This window comes from Haloarcula marina, from assembly GCF_024218775.1.
Taxonomy (GTDB): Archaea; Halobacteriota; Halobacteria; order Halobacteriales; family Haloarculaceae; genus Haloarcula; species Haloarcula marina.
On the sequence record NZ_CP100404.1, the window covers coordinates 3,336,298 to 3,357,773 of the forward strand.

A 21,476-nucleotide genomic window follows, 5' to 3' on the forward strand; every position below is an offset into this window, starting at 1 on the left:
CCATGTTCGAGTTCGAACTCCCGGACCTCGGCGAGGGCGTCGCCGAGGGGGAGGTCTTGGAGTGGCACGTCGCCGTCGGCGACGCCGTGACCGAGGACCAAGTGCTGGCCGAAGTGGAGACGGACAAGGCGGCCGTCGACGTTCCCTCGCCCGTGAACGGCGTCGTCCGCGAGTTACACGCCGAGGTCGGGGACATCGTCGCCACCGGCGACGTGCTCGTCACCATCGAGGAGGACGGAGACGCGGACGCCGCGGCGAGCGAGGCGGTCGAAGCCGACGAGAGTGAAGCAACGGCGTCAGCCGACGGCGAAACCCCCGGCGGTCGCGTCTTCGCGGCCCCGAGCGTCCGCCGACTGGCCCGCGAGGAAGGCGTCGACATCGCGACCGTCGAGGGGTCCGGCCCCGGCGGCCGCATCACCGAGGCGGACGTGGAAGCCGCTGCGAGCGAGAGCGAGGACAGCGGCCCGACCAGCGTCGTCTCCCGCGTCGACGAGGACGAGGACAAAGACGAAGGGGACGGTCCCACCTCGGTCGTCTCGCGCGTGAGCGACGACAAGCAGGAAGAATCCGAGGACGAGGGCACGGCCGTCAAATCCGCCGTTCGGAAAGTTTCGACAGCCGAGTCGACGGTGACCGAACGGCGCGAGCGGACGCTGGCGACGCCCGCGACGCGGCGTCTCGCTCGCGAACTCGACGTGGACATCGACGTGGTCCCGACCGACCAGACCCGCGACGGCGAACCGTACGTCGACGCGGCGGCGGTCCGGGCCTACGCCGAGAGCGAGGCCGAATCGGTTTCCGACGAGGCCGTCCGCGAGGTGGCCGAAACCGTCGTCTCGGAGATGCGGTCCATCGCCGAGGCGAGCGGTTCGGGGGCGGCGGTCGACGCCACCGAGGGCGACCACCGAGAACCCTACCGCGGAGTCCGCCGGGCTATCGGCGAGCAGATGGCCCGCTCCCGGCGAGAGGTCCCGCACGCGACCCACCACGACAAGGTGGCCGTGCCGGGCCTCGTCGAGGCGCGCGAACGGCTTCGACCGCTGGCCGAGGAGCGCGGCGTCCGCCTCACGTACACCCCGTTCCTGCTGAAGTGCGTCGCCGCCGCGCTGGACGACCACCCGATTCTCGCCACCCAACTCGACACCGACGCCGAGGAAATCGTCTACAAGGGCGACCGGAACGTCGGCGTGGCGACGGCCACCGACCACGGCCTCGTCGTGCCCGTCGTCGACGACGTAGACCAGAAAGGACTGTTGCAGTTGGCGACGGAACTCACGGACCTCGTGGAACGCGCCCGCAGTCGGGACATCGCCCGCGAGGAGATGCAGGGCGGGACGTTCACCGTGACGAACTTCGGGGCCATCGGCGGCGAGTACGCCGACCCGGTCATCAACGTCCCCGAGACGGCGATTCTGGGCGTGGGGCAATTGAAAGAACGGCCGGTGGCGGAAGACGGCGAGGTCGTCGCAAAGCCGACGCTGACGCTCTCGCTCGCCATCGACCACCGCGTCATCGACGGGGCCGACGCCGCCGCGTTCGTCAACACCCTCAAGGAGTACCTCGCGGACCCGACCCGCCTCTTGCTCGACTAGCGCTCGGTCAGGTCGGTCACCCAACTTCTCGCGGCCATCGCCTTCGGGAACCCGATGGTGGGAATCCCCAGCACCGCGACGTGCTGTAACTGTTCGGCGCTGAGACCTTCGTTTAGCCCCCGGCGGACGTGCGAGTGGACCGCGCCCTCCGACTGTGCGCCGACGGCCAGCGCGAGTTTCACGAGGCGTCTGGTCTCGTCGTCGAGCGGCCCCGCCTGCGAGCAGGCCCGCCCCAGGTCGCCGTAGCGGTCCCACACGTCGGGGTGGGTCTCGGCGAACGTGCTTGCAGTCTCGGGCAGTTCCTCCGTGTCGGTAACTTCGTCTGCCATAGCGGGTGTTCGACGGCCCGATAGACATAGTTTGGCACACCCCGCTGTCGTCCCTTTTATCCCCCGGGCAAGCGACGGTCCGGTATGGTCGTAGGAGACGTCACAACGGGCACGGAACTGCTGGTCGTCGGCGGCGGGCCGGGCGGCTACGTCGCCGCCATCCGCGGCGCGCAACTCGGACTGGACACGACACTGGTCGAACGGGACGCCTACGGCGGCACCTGTCTCAACCACGGTTGTATCCCCTCGAAGGCGTTCATCTCGGCGGCCGACGTGGCCCACGACGCCGGACACGCCGAGGACATGGGTGTCTTCGCCGACCCAGCGGTGGACATGGCCGGAATGAGCGAGTGGAAAGACGGCGTCGTCACGCGCCTGACGAAGGGCGTCGAGTCGCTGTGTAAGAGCGCGGGCGTCAACCTCGTCGAGGGGACGGCGACGTTCGCCGACGAGGAGACGGTCCGCGTCGCCCACGGCGGCGAGGGCCAAGGCTCCGAGTCCATCTCGTTCGAACACGCCGTCGTCGCCACCGGCAGTCGCCCCGTCGAGATTCCGAACTTCGAATTCGACAGCGAACACATCCTCTCCTCGCGGGACGCTCTCGCGCTCGAATCCGTGCCGGACGACCTGCTGGTCGTCGGCGCGGGCTACATCGGGATGGAACTGTCGACGGTGTTCGCCAAGTTGGGCGCGGACGTGACCGTCGTGGAGATGCTCGACGACGTGTTGCCGGGCTACGAGGCTGACGTGGCCGACGTGGTCCGAGAGCGCGCCGAGTCGCTGGGCATCTCCTTCGCCTTCGGCGAGGCGGCCCGCGACTGGGAGCGACTGGACGACGGCATCCGCGTCAGCACCACCGACGAGGACGACGAAGTGGTCGAGTACAACACCGAGACGTGTCTGGTCGCCGTCGGCCGCGAACCCGTCACCGACACGCTCGCGCTGGACGCAATCGACCTCGAACCCGACGAGAACGGCTTCCTCGCCACGGACGAACAGGCCCGAACCGACGTGGAGCACGTCTTCGCGGTGGGCGACGTGGCGGGCGAACCGATGCTGGCCCACAAGGCGATGGCCGAGGGCGAAGTCGCGGCGGCAGTCGCGGCGGGCGAACCGGCCGCGCTGGACCAGCAGGCGATTCCCGCCGCCGTGTTCACCGACCCCGAAATCGGCACCGTCGGCATGACCGAGGGCGAGGCCGAATCGGCCGGGTTCGACCCCGTCGTCGGGCAGATGCCGCTCCGGGCGAACGGCCGGGCGCTCACGCTCGACGAGAAAGAAGGGTTCGTTCGCGTCGTCGCCGACGCCGACACGGAGTTCCTGCTGGGCGCGCAAATCGTCGGCCCGGAGGCCTCCGAACTCATCGCCGAGGTGGGACTGGGCATCGAGATGGGGGCGCGCTTAGAAGACGTGGCCGGGACGGTCCACACCCACCCGACACTCTCCGAAGCGGTCCACGAGGCTGCGCTGGCGGCCCGCGGCGAAGCCATCCACACCCGATAGCCGCCTCGCCCGTTGCGATAGCGGACGACGGTCCCCGCCATCCGACTCCCTTTGAGGCTGGCCCGCGAACGTCACCGCGATGGTCGAAAACCAGAGCGGCACGTTCGACATCGGTGGCGACCTGACCGTCAAGCGACTCGGCTTCGGCGCGATGCGCATCACCGGCGAGGACATCATCGGCGAACCGGACGACGTGGAGAACGCTCGCGCGGTGCTGAAGCGGGCCGTCGAACTCGGCGTCGACTTCATCGACACCGCGGACTCCTACGGTCCCGGCGTCTCCGAGCGACTCATCGGCGAGACGCTCGATACGGAACGCGACGACCTCGTCGTCGCGACGAAGGGCGGCCTCCTCCGGAACACCGAGGCCGACTGGCTTCCCCACGGCGACCCCGACTACCTCCGCAACGCCCAGTTGTGTTCGCGGGACCGCCTGCGGATGGACCCGCTGGACCTCTATCAGTACCATCGCCCGGACCCCGACACGGACTTCGAGGAATCGGTCCACGCGCTGGCCGAGATGAAAGACGAGGGCCTCGTGCGCCACGTCGGCCTCTCGAACGTCTCCGTCGAGCAGTTGGACCGCGCCCGGGACATCGTCGACATCGCGACGGTGCAGAACCAGTACAACGTCGCCAACCGCGACGCGGAGGCCGTCCTCGAAGCGTGCGAGAACTACGGCGTCGGCTTCATCCCGTGGTTCCCGCTGGCGGCCGGGTCGCTGGACGACGTCGCGGGCATCGACGAGGTGGCGGCGAACCACGACGCGACCCCCCATCAAATCGCGCTGGCGTGGCTACTGCGTCACTCCGACGTGACCCTCCCGATTCCCGGAACGGCGAGTCTCGACCACCTCGAACAGAACGTCGCCGCCAGCGCCATCGAGTTGACTGCCGAAGAGTACGAACAGCTGACGTGATTCAGCAGCCTTTTTGACGAGTAGTCGAAGACTACGCGTACGCTGTATGGCGACCAGAGCGACGGTCCGGTTCGTAACGACGGACGCCGACCAGGCAGTCCTCGAAACGCTCGAGCGGCGAGCGGACATCGACGTCATCGTCTCCCTCCCGGACGGTGCGCGGGCCGACGGCGGGACATCGGCCGTCGACTGCGTCGTCGTCGACACCGACACCGTGTCGCCGGACACCCCACAGGTGACCGCGGCCGACGGCACGCCGGTCATCCGCTGTGCCCACGACCCGCCCGAGGAGGCCGACGACGGGTGGGTCGAAGTGGGGACCGTCGCCGGTCGTCGCACGCTGGTCGACCGCATCCGCCGCGCCGCCTCGCCAGCGGACCCCGCGCTTGCCGCCACCGACGACGAACTCGTCGACGGTGTGCCCGCCGCCGCCTACGTCCTCGACGTTCGCGGCCGCTTCGTCGCCGTCAACGACGCCTTTCTCGACTTGACGGGCTACGAGCGACAGGCCCTGCTGGGGAGTCACGCCTCGCTGACGGTGACCGAGACGACCGAAGCCGCCTTCGGCGACCACGAGCGAACACCGGTCCGCGTCAACGCGGCCGCTGGCGGTGCCATCGACTGCCGCCGCGACGCCGGGGTCGCCACCGTCGCGACGCCGGACGGGCCGGTGACCCGGACGGCGGGCTACCTCGAACCCCGGACCGCGCAACCGCACATCGAGCGCAACCCGGCGGTCCTGAAACGCGCCATCGACGCCGCGCACACGCCGCTGTCGCTCTCGGACCCGACCCGCGAGGACAACCCGCTGGTCTACGTCAACGACGCCTTCGAGCGGGTGACCGGGTACGAGCGTGAGGCGGTTATCGGCCGAAACTGTCGGTTCCTCCAGACCGAGGACACCGACGAGGAGACCGTCGCGGAACTCCGGCGAGCCATCGACAACGAGGACCCGGTCACCGTCGAGTTCGAGAACGAGCGCGCCGACGGGTCGACGTTCTGGAATCGCCTGACGGTGACCCCAATCTACGACGAGACGGGCGAACTCGTCCACTATCTGGGCTCCCAAGAGGACATCACCGACCGACTGGATACCGAGGAGACGCTTCGAGACCAGCGCGACGCGCTGGACTTGCTCAACGAGATGGTCCGCCACGACATCCGCAACGACCTCCAGATGGTCCTCTCGTACAACGGCGCTATCGCCGACGAGGCGGACGGCGAAGTCGCCGAGTTCGCCGACCGCGCCCGGCAGACCGCCCGGAACGCGACAGAACTCACGGAGACGGCCCGGGACCTCGCGGGGACGATGCTCCGGACCGACCGAGACGTGCACCCGGTCTCGCTCGCCGAAGTCGTCGAGACAGAGGCCGAGAAGGCCCGCGCCGCCGCGACCGACGCCCGCATCACCGTCGGCCCGCTTCCGGACCGGGACGTACTCGCCAACGAGATGCTCGGTTCCGTCCTCCGGAACCTCCTGAAGAACGCGGTCGTCCACAGCACGCACGACGACACGGAGATACAGGTGTCGGCCGTCGCGGACGACGACTGGGTCACGGTCGCTATCGCCGACGACGGTCCCGGCGTGCCAGACGACCAGAAGGCCGAAATCTTCGAGCGAGCGAAGACCGGCAACGGCGGGAACTCGGGTATCGGCCTCTATCTGGTCGCGACGCTCGTCGGGCAGTACGGCGGCGAAGTGTGGGTCGAGGACCGCCAGGGCGCTGTCGAGGGGTCCGTGTTCAAGTTCACGCTCCGACTGGCCTGAGCGGAAACGACCGCGTCGTTTTTACCCGCCAACGCAGTACCGGGAGCCATGACCACGATTACGCTGGGGCCGTCCGGGACCTACTCCCACCGGGCCGCGTCGGCCATCGCCGACGACGGTGACATCGAGTTCGCGGAGTCGATGACCGCCATCGTCGAAGCCGTCGCGAACGGCGAGGCCGACCACGGCGTCGTCCCCGTCGAGAACAGCATCGAGGGGTCGGTGACCGAGTCGCTGGACGCCTTCGCGGAGTACGACGTGGCCGTCGTCAAGGAGATAATCACGCCCATCCGTCACGCCCTGCTGGCCCAGCGCGAAGACTTCGAGTTGGTGTGTAGCCACGCCCAGGCGCTGGCGCAGTGTCGCGGCTGGCTGGACGAACACTACCCCGGCGTCGACGTGGAAGCCGTCGCCTCGACGGCCCGCGGCGTCCAGCGCGCCCGTGAGGACCCGAGCGTCGCCGCCATCGGCCACCCGGACAACGCCTCCAACGGGACCGAACTCGACGTGCTGGCCGAGGACATTCAGGACCAGTCCTCGAACGCGACGCGGTTCCTCGCCGTCGCGCCCGCGAGCGAGCGCTCGGAGGCCGGTGGGAAGTCCTCGTTCATCGTCTACCCGAACGCCGACTACCCCGGTCTCCTCCTGAAACTGCTGGAACCGTTCGCCGACCGCGACATCAACCTCACTCGCGTCGAGTCCCGACCCAGCGGCGAGCGACTCGGCGACTACGTCTTCCACATCGACATCGCCGCGGGCCTCTACGAGGAGCGGACGCAGGACGCGCTCGGCGACATCGCGGAACTGGCCGAGAACGGCTGGGTCCGCCGACTCGGGTCGTACGACAGCGTCACCGTACTGGACTGACCGGGGCGCTCGTCCGCACGAGTTCGGCACGTGAATTTATGTTCCCGGCTTGACTGGAACTCACGTATGCGTTTCCGTCACACGCTCGACCAGTTCGTCGGCCGACCGCGCTGGGTCACGGTGCTCGGCACAGCAACCGTCCTCGCGTACGCCGTCGCGGTGTTCTACGCCGGTGGACTCGAAGTCGGTGGGGACGTCACGTTCTACGCTGCGGGTCTGGTCGGCGGACTCGTCGCCGGATTCGCCCTCGGAACGAACGTGTACGACGGGATGGCCGCCGGACTACGGGCCGGGGCGTTCGGCGTCGTGACGCTCGCCGTGGCGGCGACGGCCGCGTTCTTCGTCCTCTGGCAGGCCGCGTCGGGACAGCTATTCTTCTACTGGGCGTCGTTCTACGGCCTCCTCGGCCTCATCTTCCTCGCACCGATATACGGGTTCACCGGTATCCTCGGCGGGGCCGTCGGCGTGCTCCTCCGACGCTGGACGCTCCCCGACCACCTGAACCCACGCGCGTACTGAGGGAGTCGTCGCGATTCCGCGCTGTCTGCCGTGGCGAGCCGTGACACTCGGCCAGACACTCTGTTCTAGAGTTAAGTCCGTCAAGGTCGTACGGCCAGTTATGAGCGACCGTGACCCCTTTGCGGAGATAGAACGCGCGTTCGATGTACTGGGTGGCCAGTTCGGCGTCCACCTCGACACCGTGCCGACGGACATCGTCGACGACGACGACGCCTTCGTCGTCCACGCCGACCTCCCGGGGTTCGACGCCGACGACATCGACGTGGCGTTGACCGACGACCGGCGACTCACCATCAGCGCCAGCCACACCGAGGAGTCGGAGGCGAGCGAGGGCCAGTTCGTCCAGCGCGAACGCCGCCAACAGTCCGTCAGTCGGACCGTGACGCTGCCGGAATCCGTCGACGAGAGTGAGACGAGCGCCGCGTACGACGCCGGTGTCCTCACCGTCACACTCCCGAAGATGACCGCCGACGAGTCGGGGACCGACATCCCGGTGAACTGAGATGGTGCTCGAACCGGGCCGCCCAGTCCCCGACGTGACGGCGACCAACCAGTGGGGCGAGGAGGTGCGCCCGAACTTCTCGACGCCGACGGTCCTGTACTTCTACCCCGAGGACGACACCCCCGGGTGTACGACCGAAGCGAAGCAGTTCAACGACCGCTACGACGCTTACGAGACCGCGGGGGTCTCCGTCTACGGCGTCTCCACCGACGACGTGGACAGTCACTGCGAGTTCGCCGAGGCCCACGATCTCCGGTTCGACCTGTTGGCCGACCCAGACGGGAAAATCGCCGCGGCGTTCGACGTGGAGATGCGCGACGGCCGGGCCCGTCGGACGACGTTCGTCGTCGCACAGCAGCAGGTCGTCGGCGTCTACGAGGGCATCCATCCCGACGGACATGCGGGCGACGTGTTGCGGGCACTCGACGACGCGGGCCTCATCGACGCCGAACCGTCGTAGTTACTCGGCGATATCGATGGCCGGACGACCCGGTTCGGCCTTCTTCGCCAGGCCGTCGTCGGCGTCGGCGGCCGACTGCACGACCACGTCGGCGTCGAACTCTTCCTCGATAAGCCACGCGGCCCGTGCGAGCGCCGTCAGTTCGCCCTCGGGGGCCAGCGTCTCGTCGTACTGGGCGCGGCCCGCCAGTTCCTTCGCGAAGTCGGCGGCGGCCGACCCGTACCGCTGTAACTCCTCGTTTTGCATCACTGCGGGCACGACGTCGTCGGCGTCGCGGGCGATGTCGACGACGCGGTGTTTCCACGCGGGCGCGACGGCCAGCGTGATGGTCTGTGGGTCTTCGATACCGACGGTGTCGACGATGTCGCGGATGTCCTCACGGGTGTTCTCGACCAGTCGGCGGGAAACAGCGTAGTCCTCGGGGGCCTCGGCGCTGGGCCAGTCGGACTCCGCCATCAGGCCGTCGTTGTCCAGCACCGACCACAGTTCCTCGCCGACGTGGGGCGCGACCGGCGACAGTAGTTTCGCCGCCGTCGTCAGGCCGCGTTCGAACACCTCGGCGTCGGGGGTCGTCGCGTTGCGGTAGCGGCGAAGCAGGGAGACGAGTTCCCGGACCGCCTGCAGGGCGTGGTTGAAGCGCAACTGTTCGTACTCCTCGGTGGCGCGGGCCGCCGTCGCCTCGATTTCGCGGGCGACGTAGTCGGCGATGTCCGTGTTCGCGGTTTCACCGCTCTCGGTCGAGGCGCTCTGCGCCTCGCTCCCCGCGGTTCCCGTCTCGACGCCCCCGTCTGCGTACTCCTCGGCCAGCGTGTAGACGTTCTGGAGGAAACTGTGGGCGGACTGGACCTCCTCGGCGCTCCACGCCAGTTCCTTCTCCGGTTGGGCGGCCTCCATGATGAACAGGCGGGCGGTGTCGGCACCGTACTCCTCGATGATGCGCTGGGGCGAGACGCCGTTGCCGCGACTCTTGGACATCTTGTGACCGTCCTCGCCCAGCACCATCCCCTGGTTCGTGAGGTTGGTGAAGGGTTCCCGAACGCCGTCGAGCATGTCGAGGTCCTCGACCACCTTCGTGAAGAAGCGGGCGTACAGCAGGTGCATCACGGCGTGTTCGATGCCGCCGACGTACTGGTCGACCGGCATCCAGTCGCTCGCCCGGTCGGCGTCGAAGGGCGCGTCGGTCAGGTCCGGGGCGGTGTAGCGCAGGAAGTACCACGAGGAGTCGACGAACGTGTCCATCGTGTCCGTCTCGCGCACGGCGTCGCCGCCGCAGTCGGGGCAGTCGACGTGCTTCCACTCCTCGGCCGCGTCCAGCGGGTTCCCGGTCGTGTGGATGAACTCCGGCAGTTCGACCGGCAGGTCCTCGTCCGGGACTTCGACGTAGCCGCAGTCCTCGCAGTGAATCATCGGGATGGGCGTGCCCCAGTAGCGCTGGCGCGAGATGCCCCAGTCCCGGAGGTTGTACTCGGTCCGCTCCTCGCCGTCGAACACGTCGACGAACGTTTCGCGGGCGTCCTCGCTGTGGAGGCCGTCGTACTCGCCGCTGTCGACCAACAGACCGTCTGGCGTGTACGCCGCCTCCTGCACGTCGATGTCGTCGGCGTCCACCTCGGCCTCGGGGCCGGGTTCGACGACCTGCACGATGTCGATATCGTGGGCCTCGGCGAACTCGTGGTCCCGGTCGTCGTGGGCGGGCACGGCGTACAGCGCGCCGGTCCCCACGTCCGTGAGGACGTAGTCGGCGACGTACACCGGAATCTCCTCGCCCGTGGCGGGGTTGACGGCGTACTCGCCGGTGAACACGCCGGAGGTCACGTCGAGGTCGTCCTCGTCGGCCTGTTCGGCCATCTCGATGTACTCCGCCACGTCCTCGTTGCTCTCGGCGATTTCCTGTGCGACGGGGTGGCCGGGGGCCAGCGAGAAGTAGGTCGCCCCGTAGATGGTGTCCAGTCGCGTCGTGAAGATGTCCACGTCGCCGTAGCCCGGAATCTCGAAGGCGACGCTCGCGCCCTCCTGCTTGCCTATCCAGTTGCGCTGCATCTCCCGGACGTTGTTTGGCCACCCGTCCAAGCCGTCCAACGCTTCCAGCAGTTCCTCGGCGTAGTCGGTGATGGTGAAGAACCACTGGTCCATCTCGCGGTGCTCGATGGGCGTGTCACAGCGCCAGCACAGTTCGGCTTCGCCCTCGACCTGTTCGTCAGCGAGGACGGTTTCGCAGGAGGGACACCAGTTCAGTTCCGCGCCCTGCCGCTCGACGAGTCCGGCCTCGCGGAAGCGCTTGAATAGCCACTGGTTCCACTGGTAGTACTCCGGTTCGCAGGTGGTGACCTCCCGCTCCCAGTCGTAGCCAAAGCCCATCTCGGTCAACTGGTCTCGCATCGAGTCGATGCACTGCATCGTCCAGTCGCGGGGGTTGGTGTCGCGCTCCTCGGCGGCGTTCTCGGCGGGCAGACCGAACGAGTCCCACCCCATCGGGTGCAGGACCGACTCGCCGCGCATCCGCTCGAAGCGGGCGAAGGCGTCGGTGATGGTATAGTTCCGGACGTGTCCCATGTGGAGACTGCCCGAGGTGTAGGGGAACATCGCCAGCACGTACTCGGGGTCCTCGGCATCGTCGTCGATACGGAACACGTCGGCGTCCTCCCACGCCGCCTGCCAGCGGGGTTCGATGGCGGTGTGGTCGAACCCACGCTCGCGTTCCTCGCCAGTCGTGGTCATGATACCGTGATTTCGGACACGGACGGTGCTATACCTTTCCCTTCACGGGACCGACGCGACGCCGTTTCGGTCGGCCAGACGGTCACTCCGCGTCGCGCTCGGCCGCCTCGAACTCCCTGACGAACCGCTGGGTTCCTTTCTTGACGACGTACGGGAACCGCTGTGCGAGCGCCAAACCGAGACGGACCGTCCAGTCGGCCGTGATGACCGGGCCGGTCGACTCGATTTTGGTCGCCAGTTTCCGGCCCACGTCGGCGGGGTCGCGCAGCAGGAAGTCGGGGTAGCCGAGTTCGGCCGCCGACCGCGTTCCGGTGAGCGGCGGGTGCATCACCGTACACGAGACGGACTCGTTCTGCAGTTCCAGTCGAAGCGAACGGGTGAACGCCTCGACGGCCCCCTTCGTCGCGGCGTACCCCGAGAGGCCCGGGTTGCCGACCAGGCCGACGCCGGAACTCACGTTGTGGACGATGCCCTCCCCGCGGGCCCGCATGTGGGGCAAGACGGCGTGAATCGTCCGCAGATACCCGAAGAAGTTTACCTCGAACTCGCGGCGCGTGGCCGCGAGCGTCTGGTCCGCGAAGGGGCCGAACTCGAATATCGCGGCGTTGTTGACGAGGATGTCTATCCCGCCCCACTCGGCCAGCACCCCGTCGATGGCCGCCTCGACGGCCGCGTCGGCGGTCACGTCGCACTCGTAGAAGGCCACCCGGTCGGGCAGGGACTCGTGCAACGGGCGGAGGTTCGCGCCGTCCACGTCGAGTCCGGCGACGCGGTAGCCGTCGTCGACGAGCGCACGGCAGAGATGGTAGCCGATGCCCTCGTTCGCGCCGGTGACGACGACGCGTTTCGCATCGGTAGCGGGCATATGTCGTCTAGACGCCGTTCGGCGCTATCACCTTACCGCCCACTGCACTTCGACCGTATCCTTATGCTCGCGCCGAACCTATCAGCGAGTATGACAGACGATGCCGACGAATCGAGCACGTCGCTGTTGCCGGAGCCACTCAGAACCGTCACGCCGCTAACCGGGTCGCACCGCGACGAGAGCATGGACGTTATCGGCTGGGGCATCTTCCTGGGCCTCGTCGTCTTGCTCCTGCCGCTGTTGCCGTTCATCCTCATCGTCTGGCTTATCTCGAAGGTGACCGAGTCGCTGACGCCGAGTTAGGTCCGGTCGGTCCCGACCAGTTCGAAGTCCGTCCCCGCACCGGCCGCCCGCGCCCCCTCGTAGGCGACGTGGGCGGCGGCCACGTCCTGAATCGCCAAGCCCGTCGAGTCGAAGACAGTGAGGCCGTCCTCGGGGGTTCGGCCGTCGAGGTCACCGGCGACGATGGGGCCGAGTTCGCCGTAGAGGTCCGCGTCCGAGAGGACGCCCGCACTCCACGGGACGTTGATTTCGCCCGAGTGGGTACACTGCTCGTAGTCGTCGATGACGAGTTTCGCGTCCAATAGGGTCTGGTCGTCGTGTTCGTGCTTCCCGGCGGCGTCGGCCCCGATGGCGTTGACGTGGGTCCGGTCGCCGAGCCACGACCGCTCGACGATGGGCGACTCGACGGGCGTAATCGTCGAGAGTACGTCACACCCGGCGGCCTCGGCGATGGACCCCGCCCGAACCTCGAATCGGTCCGAAAAGTGGTCGACGAACGCCTGCTGTTTCTCGGGGTCCCGGTCGGCGATGACCACCGTCTCGATGTCCCGAACGGTCGCGATGGCTTCCAGTTGAGTGTACGACTGTGTGCCCGCGCCGACCAGTCCCAGCGAGTCGGCGTCGGGGACGGCGAGGTGGTCGGTGGCGACGGCGGCGGCCGCGCCGGTCCGCAGTCGGGTCAGGACGGTGCCGTCCATCACCGACAGCGGGAACGCCGTCTCGGGGTCCGAGTAGATGAGCGTCCCCAGCACCGTCGGCAAGTCGTGGTCGGTGGGGTTGTCCGGGTGGACGTTAACCCACTTCACCGCGGCGGCGTCCCACTCGCCCGCGTGGACGTAGGCGGGCATCGACCGGAAGTCGCCGTTGTACTCCGGAAGGTCGATGTAGGACTTCGCGGGCATGATGGTGTCGCCGCGAGCGTCGGCGGCGAAGGCCGCCGAGACGGCGTCGATGACCGCCGGGAGGTCGGCGTAGTCGGCCACGTCGTCGGGACCGAGCAGCAACGTCTGCATAACAACAGGTCGAACGCCGCGACACTTATACTGCGTGCGTCTTTCCCACGTGTAAAATAAATGGCGCGGCAGAGCCGTTATCACGCGGCAGGCCCTCGTAACCGTATGCACGGGGGCGTCGCGGCAGTCGCGGTGGCGTGCTGTCTCCTCACCGCCGGGTGCACCGGCCTCATCGGGCCCGCCCAGTCGACCGGCGGCGCGACGGTGACGCCCGCGCCAGTCCCCCCCGAACCGCCCGCCCGGGTCGCCCCGGGACTGACCGAGGCCGGAGTCACCGACACGAACGCGCTGGCACGCGCGCACGTCCGGCAGTTGGGCAACGCCTCCTACACGCTCCGGCACACCCGAACCGTCGAAACGGCCGACGGGACGCTCCGCCTCCGCGAGGTAACCACCGGCGAGTTCGGGCCGAACTACCGCGAGTTCGTCGCCGTCCGAACGCTCACCGGAGCGAGCGTCTCCGAACGAACGATTCGGACCCGCTGGAGCGAGGGACGGGCGATACAGGAGACGACCGTCGGCAACACGACTCGGCGAGCCATCGTCGCCGACGGCCGCGGCATCGGCGCGCCGCCGCTTCCCCCGCGGGAGGCGCTCTTCTTCGAACCGACTTTCAACGGCCGCATCGCCGCGCTGTTCGACGGTGCGAACGTCACCGGCGTCACTCGGACGCGCGAGGAAGTGATGCAGACCTATCGCGCGCCCGTCTACCGCGTCGAAGCGGACGGCGCAACCGACCGCTCGAAGTTCCCGGTCGTCCCCGCCGAGCGCGTCGGTGACGTGGGTTTCACCGCCGTCGTCGGCCCCAGCGGCGTCGTCTACGGCTACGGGACCCAGTACACCGTCCTCCGCAACGGAACGACGCTGCATATCACCGAGTCCCTGCGGTACAGCGACGTGGGGTCGACGGACCCGGACTTCTCGTAGCTCAACCGCGGTTTGAGCGACCACGAAGCACTTGTCCCCCGCGGCGGTGCCGCCTCTATGAACCGCCGCTCGTACATCGCCCTCCTGAGTTCGGCCCTCGGCGCTGGCTGTAGCGCCTCGTCGGCCGACGGCGACGGCACTCCCGACACGCCGAGAGGGCGCTCAGACACCGCGACGCCCGCCGAGGAGTCGACGGTCGAAACGCCGCCGTCGCCCACCGAAACCGACGAGGCGGGCGTCGGCGACAGCGCCGATACCGTCGAGACGATTCCGGTCGGCACCCGAGAGGGCGTCGAGAATCCCGACGACAACCGCCCGCACGACGTGGTCGTCTGGAACGCCGCGAACCGCCCGCGGGAACTGGCCGTGAGCATCGTCGCGCGCGACGGCGGCCCCCGCGTCGCACGACGGTTCCGGTTCGCCGCCGACGCCGCCCGCCGGTTCGAACTCCGCACGCCGGTCGCCTACGACGTGACGGTTCGCGTCCCCGTCGACGGCCGCCAACACTCCTTCGAGGTCGGCCGCAACTGGTTCGACTGCAACAGTTCGGGACACCGGGTTCGGGTGCCCGGGACTGGTCCGATAACTGCCACCGCGGGGTCGACGACGCTGTACTGTGGGGAACCCGCGACCGAGTAGCCCCGACGGCGCGGTCCGGTTCCTCCGCGGCGAACGACTGGCGCGCGGACGGTGCGACTAGAGAAGAAAGCCCCGTCGGCCTTTCGGGCCGCCCGAACAGACTTCGCGCCGTGAACGGACGAGGCCGCGATTGTGCTCACAGTGTTGCGTGGGTCGCCAACCATCGACCCGCAACGTGGCGACTCGACTGCGTCGTCGTCAGAAAAACCGTCCGTCAGAAAAACCGTCCGTCAGAAACAGCGGGAGTACGGTTCAAAGAGCGGGGTCACTTCGCTCCCCGCTCGCTTGTTCGGAGAGCCTCGCTACGTCGCCTCTCCTACATCATGCCGCCCATGCCGCCGCCCATGCCGCCCATACCGCCGGGGGCGCCACCGGGGCCGCCGGGGCCGCCTTCGTCGCCGCCACCGGACGTCGAGAGGTCGCCGGCGGCGATGATGTCGTCGATTTTGAGCACGAGGTTCGCGGCTTCGGCCGCCGAGGAGACCGCCTGGGTCTTGGCGTGGGCCGGTTCGACGACACCGGCTTCCAGCGTGTCCTCCACGTCGCCGGTGAAGACGTTCAGGCCAGCGCTGACCTGCCCGTCCTCGTGGGCGGCCCGCAGGTCGACGAGCGTGTCGATGGAGTCCAGCCCGGCGTTCTCTGCGAGGGTGCGCGGGATGATTTCGAGCGCGTCGGCGAAGGCCTCGACGGCGAGCTGTTCGCGGCCCTCGACGCCGTCGGCGTAGTCGCGCAGGCGAGCGGCGACTTCGACTTCGGGGGCGCCGCCGCCGCCGAGCACCGCGCCGTTGGCGACGGTGGAGGCGACGACGTCGAGTGCGTCAGTGACGCCGCGTTCGAGTTCGTCGACGACGTGGTCGGTCGAGCCACGGAGGAGGAGCGTGACGCCGTGTGCGTCCTCGCCGCCCTCGATGTAGAACAGGCCCTCGTTCTCGTCGCGGGAGATGGAGCCGTGACCGAGGTCGTCTTCGCTGGCCGAGTCGAGGTCCGAGACGACGCTCGCACCGAGGACTTCCTTCAGGAACTCGATGTCGGACTTCTTGGCCCGCTTGATCGCGAGGATGCCCTTCTCGGCGAGGTAGTGCTGGGCCATGTCGTCGATGTTCTTCTGGCAGATGAGGACGTTCGCGCCGGTCGCTTCGACCTTGTCGACGAGGTCCTTGATCTGCTGTTCTTCCTGGTCGAGGAAGTTCTGGAGCTGGCTCGGGTCGTCGACGGAGAGCTGGGCGTCGACTTCCGTCTCTTCGAGTTCGATGGCGGTGTCCATCAGGAGCACCTTCGCGTCGTCGACCGAGGTCGGCATCTCCTCGTGGACGGGGTCCTTGTCGACGACGGCGCCTTCGAGCAGTTCGGAGTTGCCGGCGGAGCTACCGGTCTGGGTCTCGATGTTGAGGTACTCGAGGTCGGCGATGACGGAGCCGTCCTCGGCCTCGACGGTGACGGCGTTGACCGCGTCGACGATAATCTGGGCGAGCAGTTCCTTGTTGAGTTCCGCGCCCTTGCCGGTCATCGACGTCTCGGCGACCTTCTTCAGGAGTTCCTCGTCGTCGGGGTCCACGTCGGTCGCGATGTCGTTGATTTCCTTCTTGGCCTCCTTGGCGGCCATGTCGAACCCTTTGATGATGGCCGTCGGGTGGATGTCCTGTTCGAGGAGGTCTTCGGCGTTTTTCAGGAGTTCGCCAGCGATGGCGACGGCGGAGGTGGTGCCGTCACCGGCCTCGTCCTCCTGCGTTTCGGCGACCTCGACGATCATCGAGGCCGTCGGGTTGTCGATGTCCATCTCCGTGAGGATGGTGACGCCGTCGTTCGTGACGGTCACGTCGCCCATCGAGGAGACGAGCATCTTGTCCATACCCTTCGGCCCGAGTGTCGAGCGTACGGACTCCGCGACCGCTCGAGCGGCCGAGATGTTGTGCTCCTGTGCGGACTTGTCCTTCATCCGCTGGGAGTCTTCACCGAGGATAATCATCGGCTGGCCCTGCATTTGGCGCTGGCTCATAGTCAGGCGAGAGATTGTATGTGGTTCTATATAAAAGTATGGGTTGGGGCACGAGTCGACGGTCGACAGTCAACGGACCGTTCGGCGTTGAAACCACCCCACTGCGGAGGATACGTTCGGTATTTGTGTGAGTTAGTCACATATTGACAGGCTGTCGGCGGCGAGTTTTTATATACCTACTCGACCGGCTCCTTCCAGTGGACGACGGCCGTCCCGACGACGAAGGCGTCGTCGGTGTCCCGGTCGCGTTCGAACCGCAGGGTGTTCTCCCCGCTCTGTAGTTGCTCGGCCCCGATGGTGTCCATCCAGTACTGCCAGCCGTCGCCGGGAGCGATGTCGAACCCCGAGAGCGACTGGTCGTTCAGGTGAATCTCGTGGGTGAACTCGTCGACGTCGTACACCTGCATCTCGATGTAGGGTTCGGCGGGGGCGTCGGTCGGTATCTCGAAGGTCACCGGGTCGCTGACGTTTCCGGTAAAATCGGCCCACGGCACGTCAAGGGAGTCCGCCGACGGTCCGAGGTGTTGCTGGAAGCTACAGCGCGCGTAGTTAGCACGGTACGTCATACCGGAGCGTCGGCCGGAGACGTGATAAAGCGTTGTCCCGAGACTCAGTACAGCGGGTCGGGACCCGGCGGCATCGCGCGCTTGTGGGCGCTGGACTCGTACATCTCACGGACCCGTTCGACGGCGGACTCGGGAACGCCGAGGTGGGCCGCCGTCCCCGATTTGGGCATCCCGCCGTCGACGTGCAGCGCGAGAATGGAGTCGAGCGTGTCGTAGTCCATGCCCATCTCCCCGGCGTCGGTCTGTCCGCTCCACATCTCGGCGCTCGCCGTCTTCTCCGCCAGGTCGTCTGGGACGCCGATATGTTTCGCGAGTTGGCGGACCTGCTGTTTGTACAGCGCCGCGATGGGGTGGCAGTCGACCGCGCCGTCGCCGTACTTCGTGTAGTAGCCCACCAGCGCCTCGCTCCGGTTGCCGGTCCCGAGGACGAGTCCGCTCTCGTGGTTCCCGACCAGATAGTTCAGCACCGCGCGACAGCGCACGCGGAGGTTGCCGACGGCCAACTGGTCGCCGTCGGCGTCGGGATACGCGTCAAGGAACGCGTCGACGAGCGGATTTATCTCGACCACGTCGTACTCGATGCCCAGCAGTTCGTCGGCGACGCGTTCGGCGTCGCTCATGTTATCGGCGCGGTTGACCTCGCTGGGCATCACCAGTCCGTGGACGGCGTCGGGACCCAGCGCTTCCACCGCGAGATGACTCGTGAGCGTGCTGTCGATGCCACCGGAGAGGCCGATGACCGCCCGGTCGACGCCCGCCGCGTCGAGTTGCCCCTCGATGAAGTCGGTGATATGCTCGCGATGCGCTTCGAGTTCGGCCTCGGAGAACGTGAGGTCGAGCGGATCGTCCGCCCGCACGACGGATTCGGCTTCGGCCATACAGAATGGTAGGCCGGATGGAACAAATAGCCATCCATCGCCGCGGGATTTTCGGACGTGTGTCCAGCGAACGCGGCCGCGCCGCCCGTCGCGTCCACCGCCCGGCCGCCCGGCCGGAAGCGCTACGTTCAAGTGCGACGGCGGCGGTACGTACGAGTGCAATCGCGCGCCGCGAGCGCCGTTGGTCCAGTGGTAGGACATAGCCTTCCCAAGGCTAGAGCCCGGGTTCAATTCCCGGACGGCGCATCCTGCGACGAACGGACGTGAGGAGCGGCCGCGTTATCGAGGGAATTGAAGCACGGAAGACGTAGCGCGAGCGACCGTCTTCAGGCGGTTCAGTTCTCGGACGGCGCATTTTGCTGCGAGCAAGCCCTGAGCGGTCGGTGTACTTTGAGACGATTCGTGCTAGCATTCCACTAGATTAAATGAGTGGACGAACACAGCATTCTAAACGCCTTAAACACGATTATACTAGCATTTTATACCGAAATAGCGCACAATCGCAGGTAGAACGATGGTCGAATGTGAAAACTGCAACACCGACTCGGTACACGTCTGGAAGCACCGGCGGCCGACGGAGACGATGACCCATCGGACAGTGGAGTGGCTCTGTGCCGGGTGTCACCCGGGGATGAGCGACGCGCTCCAACACAAGCGGGTCTGACCGCCCCCCAACAGGTTCTTGTGGGCGAATTGCTAACCAGTTAGGCATGGATAGCGGTCCAACCGTGCTCGTCTGTGGCGATAACGAGGCGGACGTTGCGGAGACGGTGGCGGCGCTGGAGCGACTCGGGGACGGGTTCGAACTGCTGTCGACCATCGGGGAGACGGCGGCGGAGTCCGTCGGGGCCGTCGACTGCATCGTCTGCGATTCCTTCGACGTCCCGCCGCTGGTCGAGGAGATTCGGGCGGGCGGCGCCGACCCGCCGGTCGTCGCGTTCGAGCGCGGCGACTCGGCGGCGGTGGAACAGGCGCTCAGCGACGGCGTGACCGACGTGGTCCGGCCCGGCACTGACGAGCAGTACGTCGTCCTCGCACACCGAATCGAGCAAGCCGTGGAGGCGCGGCGGGTGGTCGACGCGGACGGGTTCGACCGACATCGCGAGGTCACCGAGGCGTTAGACGACGGCCTCTACGCCCTCGACGACGAGGGGCGTTTCGTCTTCGTCAACGACGCGATGGCGGAACTGACCGGCTACGACGTGGACGAACTGCTCGGCGAACACACGAGCATCATCAAGGACCGACCGACGGTGGACCTCGCCGAGGCGAAACTGCGGACGTTGCTCTCGGACGACGACCCGAACGACGTGGGGACGACGTTCGAACTGGAACTGCGACGCGCCAGCGGGGAGACGGTCCACTGCGAGGACCACATGACGGTGCTGTATGGTCCCGACGGGTGTTTCCGCGGGACGGCGGGCGTCATCCGCGACATCACCGAGCGCAAGCGCCGCGAGGAACTGCTGTCGGCGCTCCAGGAAACGTCTCGGGCGCTGATGCAGGCCCCCAGTCGCCAGGAAGTCGCCAGCATCGTCGCGGGCGCGGCCGAGAAAGTACTCGGGCTGAACCACACCGTCGTTCGGTTGTACGACGCCAGCGAGCAGGTGTTGCGGCCCACGGCGGTGACGGACGCCGTCGTCGAGGAGTTCGGCGAGCGACCGGTGTGTGGCTTAGACGAGGGGCAGTCCGGCGTCGTGTTCGCCTCCGGCGAGTCGGCGACCTACGGGTCGGAACACGAACTCGACGAGACCGGAACGACCGTCCAGTCGGGGCTGTACTTCCCCATCGGCGTCCACGGGACGCTCAGCGTCGTCTCGACGGAACCGGACGCCTTCGACGACATCGACCGGCAGGTCGTCGCCCTGCTGGCGACCAACGCCGCCGCGGCGTGTAACCGCGCGAAGCGCGAACAGGAGGTCAGGGAGACGCGCGAGCGCATCACGACCATCCTCGAACGCATCAACGGCCTCATCCAGAACACAATCGAGATGCTGGTCGAGGCCACGACCCGGGAGGCCGTCGAGACGGGCGTCTGCGATCAACTCGTCGCCACCGACCCCTACACGTTCGCGTGGGTCGGCCGTCCGGACGTGCGCGGCGACCGCATCGAACCCAGCGAGTGGGCGGGCGACGCCGAGATTTCGATGACCGACCTCGCCATCCCCGCGGACGGGGACGGCCCCGGCGCGCGGGCGCTGGCCGACTACACGACCGAAATCGTCGACGACATCGACACGCTCGACGGCGAGTGGGCCGAGCGCGCGCGGGCGGCGGGCCTCCGGTCGATGATGGCCATCCCGCTGTCGTACACGGATACGACCTACGGCGTCCTGTACGTCTGTGCGGACGAACGGGACGCCTTCGACGAACGCGAGCAAATCGTCTTAGAGGCGCTCGGGCGGGCCGTCGCCAACGCCATCAACGCCATCGAGAGCGGGAAGATTCTCTCGGCCGACAAGGTCGTCGAACTGGAGTTCACCGTCGACGACCGAGACCTGCTGGTGAGTCGCCTCTCGGCGTCGACGGGCGCGCGAGTCACCTCCGAGGGCGCGGTGACCCAAGACGACGGGTCGCTCCGCCTCTACCTGACGAGCGAGGGAGCCGACAGCGACGAGGTACTCGCCGAGTTGGAGACAGACGACGCCGTCATCGAGGGGACGCGCGTCGCCGAACACGAGGGGAGCGCGCTGTTCGACATCACGCTCGGGGAGTCGCTGCTGGGGACGCTGGTCGACCACGGCGTGGTCCCGAAGGCCATCACCGGGGAGAACGGCGTCGCGCGCTACAGCATCGAACTCCCCTACGAGACGGAGGCCCGCGAGGTGTTCTCGCTCGTCGAGGACAACTACGCCGGGACGGACCTCGTCGGCTACCACGAACACGAACGGCCGGTCCAGACCCAACAGGAGTTCCGCGCCGCCCTCTCCGAGCGGTTCACCGACCGGCAGGAGACGGCGCTCAGGACGGCGTTCCTCGGCGGGTTCTTCGAGTGGCCCCGCGAGGTCGACGGCGACGAACTCGCGACGGCGATGGATATCTCCCGGCCGACCTACCACCAGCACCTCCGGGCCGCCCAGCAGAAGGTGTTCGAGGAACTGTTCACCTAGGGACCGCGGGATACTTGTCGGGG

Annotated in this window: 20 protein-coding genes and 1 tRNA gene; 14 read left to right on the top strand and 7 right to left on the bottom strand. The window is 67.6% G+C overall.

Annotated elements, in window-relative coordinates; all coding sequences use genetic code 11:
- Positions 1-2 precede the first annotated feature (2 nt).
- Positions 3-1,592, top strand: coding sequence for a dihydrolipoamide acetyltransferase family protein (locus tag NJQ44_RS17510; RefSeq protein WP_254272615.1), 1,590 nt, complete (start codon positions 3-5; stop codon positions 1,590-1,592).
- Here the strand turns inward: NJQ44_RS17510 and NJQ44_RS17515 are convergent.
- The gene (locus tag NJQ44_RS17515) at positions 1,589-1,921 is read right to left on the bottom strand and encodes a carboxymuconolactone decarboxylase family protein (RefSeq protein WP_254272616.1); all 333 of its coding nucleotides are present in this window, start codon (positions 1,919-1,921) and stop codon (positions 1,589-1,591) included. The two genes, NJQ44_RS17510 and NJQ44_RS17515, sit on opposite strands and share 4 nt — an antisense overlap.
- An 84-nt stretch (positions 1,922-2,005) precedes the next feature.
- Here NJQ44_RS17515 and lpdA point away from each other — a divergent pair, with 84 nt between their 5' ends.
- The 7 genes from lpdA (at position 2,006) to NJQ44_RS17550 (ending at position 8,459) form a co-directional block, all read left to right on the top strand.
- Positions 2,006-3,424, top strand: a complete 1,419-nt coding sequence (gene lpdA, locus NJQ44_RS17520; protein WP_254272617.1) for a dihydrolipoyl dehydrogenase — start codon at positions 2,006-2,008, stop codon at positions 3,422-3,424.
- A gap of 79 nt (positions 3,425-3,503) precedes the next feature.
- A complete protein-coding gene (locus tag NJQ44_RS17525) occupies positions 3,504-4,343 on the top strand; it encodes an aldo/keto reductase (protein ID WP_254272618.1) in 840 nt (279 codons plus the stop codon).
- 46 nt (positions 4,344-4,389) lie between these two features.
- Positions 4,390-6,111, top strand: a complete 1,722-nt coding sequence (locus NJQ44_RS17530) for a PAS domain-containing sensor histidine kinase (RefSeq protein ID WP_254272619.1) — start codon at positions 4,390-4,392, stop codon at positions 6,109-6,111.
- Between the two features lie 48 nt (positions 6,112-6,159).
- Entirely contained in the window at positions 6,160-6,978 is an 819-nt protein-coding gene (gene pheA / locus NJQ44_RS17535; protein ID WP_254272620.1) for a prephenate dehydratase, read from the top strand.
- 66 nt (positions 6,979-7,044) lie between these two features.
- The gene (locus NJQ44_RS17540) at positions 7,045-7,497 is read left to right on the top strand and encodes a DUF5518 domain-containing protein (RefSeq protein WP_254272621.1); all 453 of its coding nucleotides are present in this window, start codon (positions 7,045-7,047) and stop codon (positions 7,495-7,497) included.
- A gap of 100 nt (positions 7,498-7,597) precedes the next feature.
- A complete protein-coding gene (locus NJQ44_RS17545; RefSeq protein ID WP_254272622.1) occupies positions 7,598-7,999 on the top strand; it encodes an Hsp20/alpha crystallin family protein in 402 nt (133 codons plus the stop codon).
- 1 nt (position 8,000) lies between these two features.
- Complete coding sequence (locus NJQ44_RS17550) at positions 8,001-8,459, top strand: peroxiredoxin (RefSeq protein WP_254272623.1); 459 nt, start codon at positions 8,001-8,003, stop codon at positions 8,457-8,459.
- On the opposite strand, the gene leuS is transcribed toward NJQ44_RS17550, so the two are convergent.
- Together leuS and NJQ44_RS17560 are read right to left on the bottom strand one after the other, a co-directional pair.
- Positions 8,460-11,177 (bottom strand): leucine--tRNA ligase, encoded by a 2,718-nt coding sequence (gene leuS / locus NJQ44_RS17555; RefSeq protein WP_254272624.1) that lies wholly within the window; start codon positions 11,175-11,177, stop codon positions 8,460-8,462.
- A gap of 82 nt (positions 11,178-11,259) precedes the next feature.
- Positions 11,260-12,042, bottom strand: coding sequence for an SDR family NAD(P)-dependent oxidoreductase (locus NJQ44_RS17560; RefSeq protein WP_254272625.1), 783 nt, complete (start codon positions 12,040-12,042; stop codon positions 11,260-11,262).
- Between the two features lie 90 nt (positions 12,043-12,132).
- Here NJQ44_RS17560 and NJQ44_RS17565 point away from each other — a divergent pair, with 90 nt between their 5' ends.
- Positions 12,133-12,345: a DUF7535 family protein gene (locus NJQ44_RS17565; RefSeq protein WP_254272626.1), complete on the top strand. Its 213-nt coding sequence runs from the start codon at positions 12,133-12,135 to the stop codon at positions 12,343-12,345.
- Here NJQ44_RS17565 and NJQ44_RS17570 read toward each other — a convergent pair.
- Complete coding sequence (locus tag NJQ44_RS17570) at positions 12,342-13,337, bottom strand: ornithine cyclodeaminase family protein (protein ID WP_254272627.1); 996 nt, start codon at positions 13,335-13,337, stop codon at positions 12,342-12,344. The two genes, NJQ44_RS17565 and NJQ44_RS17570, sit on opposite strands and share 4 nt — an antisense overlap.
- Before the next feature lie 105 nt (positions 13,338-13,442).
- Here NJQ44_RS17570 and NJQ44_RS17575 point away from each other — a divergent pair, with 105 nt between their 5' ends.
- The gene (locus NJQ44_RS17575; RefSeq protein ID WP_254272628.1) at positions 13,443-14,264 is read left to right on the top strand and encodes a hypothetical protein; all 822 of its coding nucleotides are present in this window, start codon (positions 13,443-13,445) and stop codon (positions 14,262-14,264) included.
- A gap of 57 nt (positions 14,265-14,321) precedes the next feature.
- On the top strand, positions 14,322-14,903 hold the full coding sequence (locus NJQ44_RS17580; RefSeq protein WP_254272629.1) for a hypothetical protein: 582 nt from the start codon (positions 14,322-14,324) through the stop codon (positions 14,901-14,903).
- Between the two features lie 316 nt (positions 14,904-15,219).
- Here NJQ44_RS17580 and thsB read toward each other — a convergent pair whose 3' ends face one another.
- The 3 genes from thsB to NJQ44_RS17595 form a co-directional block, all read right to left on the bottom strand.
- Positions 15,220-16,884: a thermosome subunit beta gene (gene thsB / locus NJQ44_RS17585; RefSeq protein WP_254274352.1), complete on the bottom strand. Its 1,665-nt coding sequence runs from the start codon at positions 16,882-16,884 to the stop codon at positions 15,220-15,222.
- Positions 16,885-17,075: 191 nt separating this feature from the next.
- A complete protein-coding gene (locus tag NJQ44_RS17590; RefSeq protein WP_254272630.1) occupies positions 17,076-17,465 on the bottom strand; it encodes a DUF7383 domain-containing protein in 390 nt (129 codons plus the stop codon).
- 44 nt (positions 17,466-17,509) lie between these two features.
- Positions 17,510-18,343 (bottom strand): NAD+ synthase, encoded by an 834-nt coding sequence (locus tag NJQ44_RS17595; RefSeq protein ID WP_254272631.1) that lies wholly within the window; start codon positions 18,341-18,343, stop codon positions 17,510-17,512.
- A 175-nt stretch (positions 18,344-18,518) separates the two neighbouring features.
- Between NJQ44_RS17595 and NJQ44_RS17600 the strand changes: the two genes are divergently transcribed.
- From NJQ44_RS17600 to NJQ44_RS17610, 3 genes are all read left to right on the top strand, one after another.
- Positions 18,519-18,589, top strand: a tRNA-Gly gene (locus NJQ44_RS17600).
- A gap of 268 nt (positions 18,590-18,857) precedes the next feature.
- Positions 18,858-19,007, top strand: coding sequence for a hypothetical protein (locus NJQ44_RS17605; protein ID WP_254272632.1), 150 nt, complete (start codon positions 18,858-18,860; stop codon positions 19,005-19,007).
- A 46-nt stretch (positions 19,008-19,053) separates the two neighbouring features.
- On the top strand, positions 19,054-21,453 hold the full coding sequence (locus NJQ44_RS17610; protein ID WP_254272633.1) for a bacterio-opsin activator domain-containing protein: 2,400 nt from the start codon (positions 19,054-19,056) through the stop codon (positions 21,451-21,453).
- Positions 21,454-21,476: the final 23 nt, after the last annotated feature.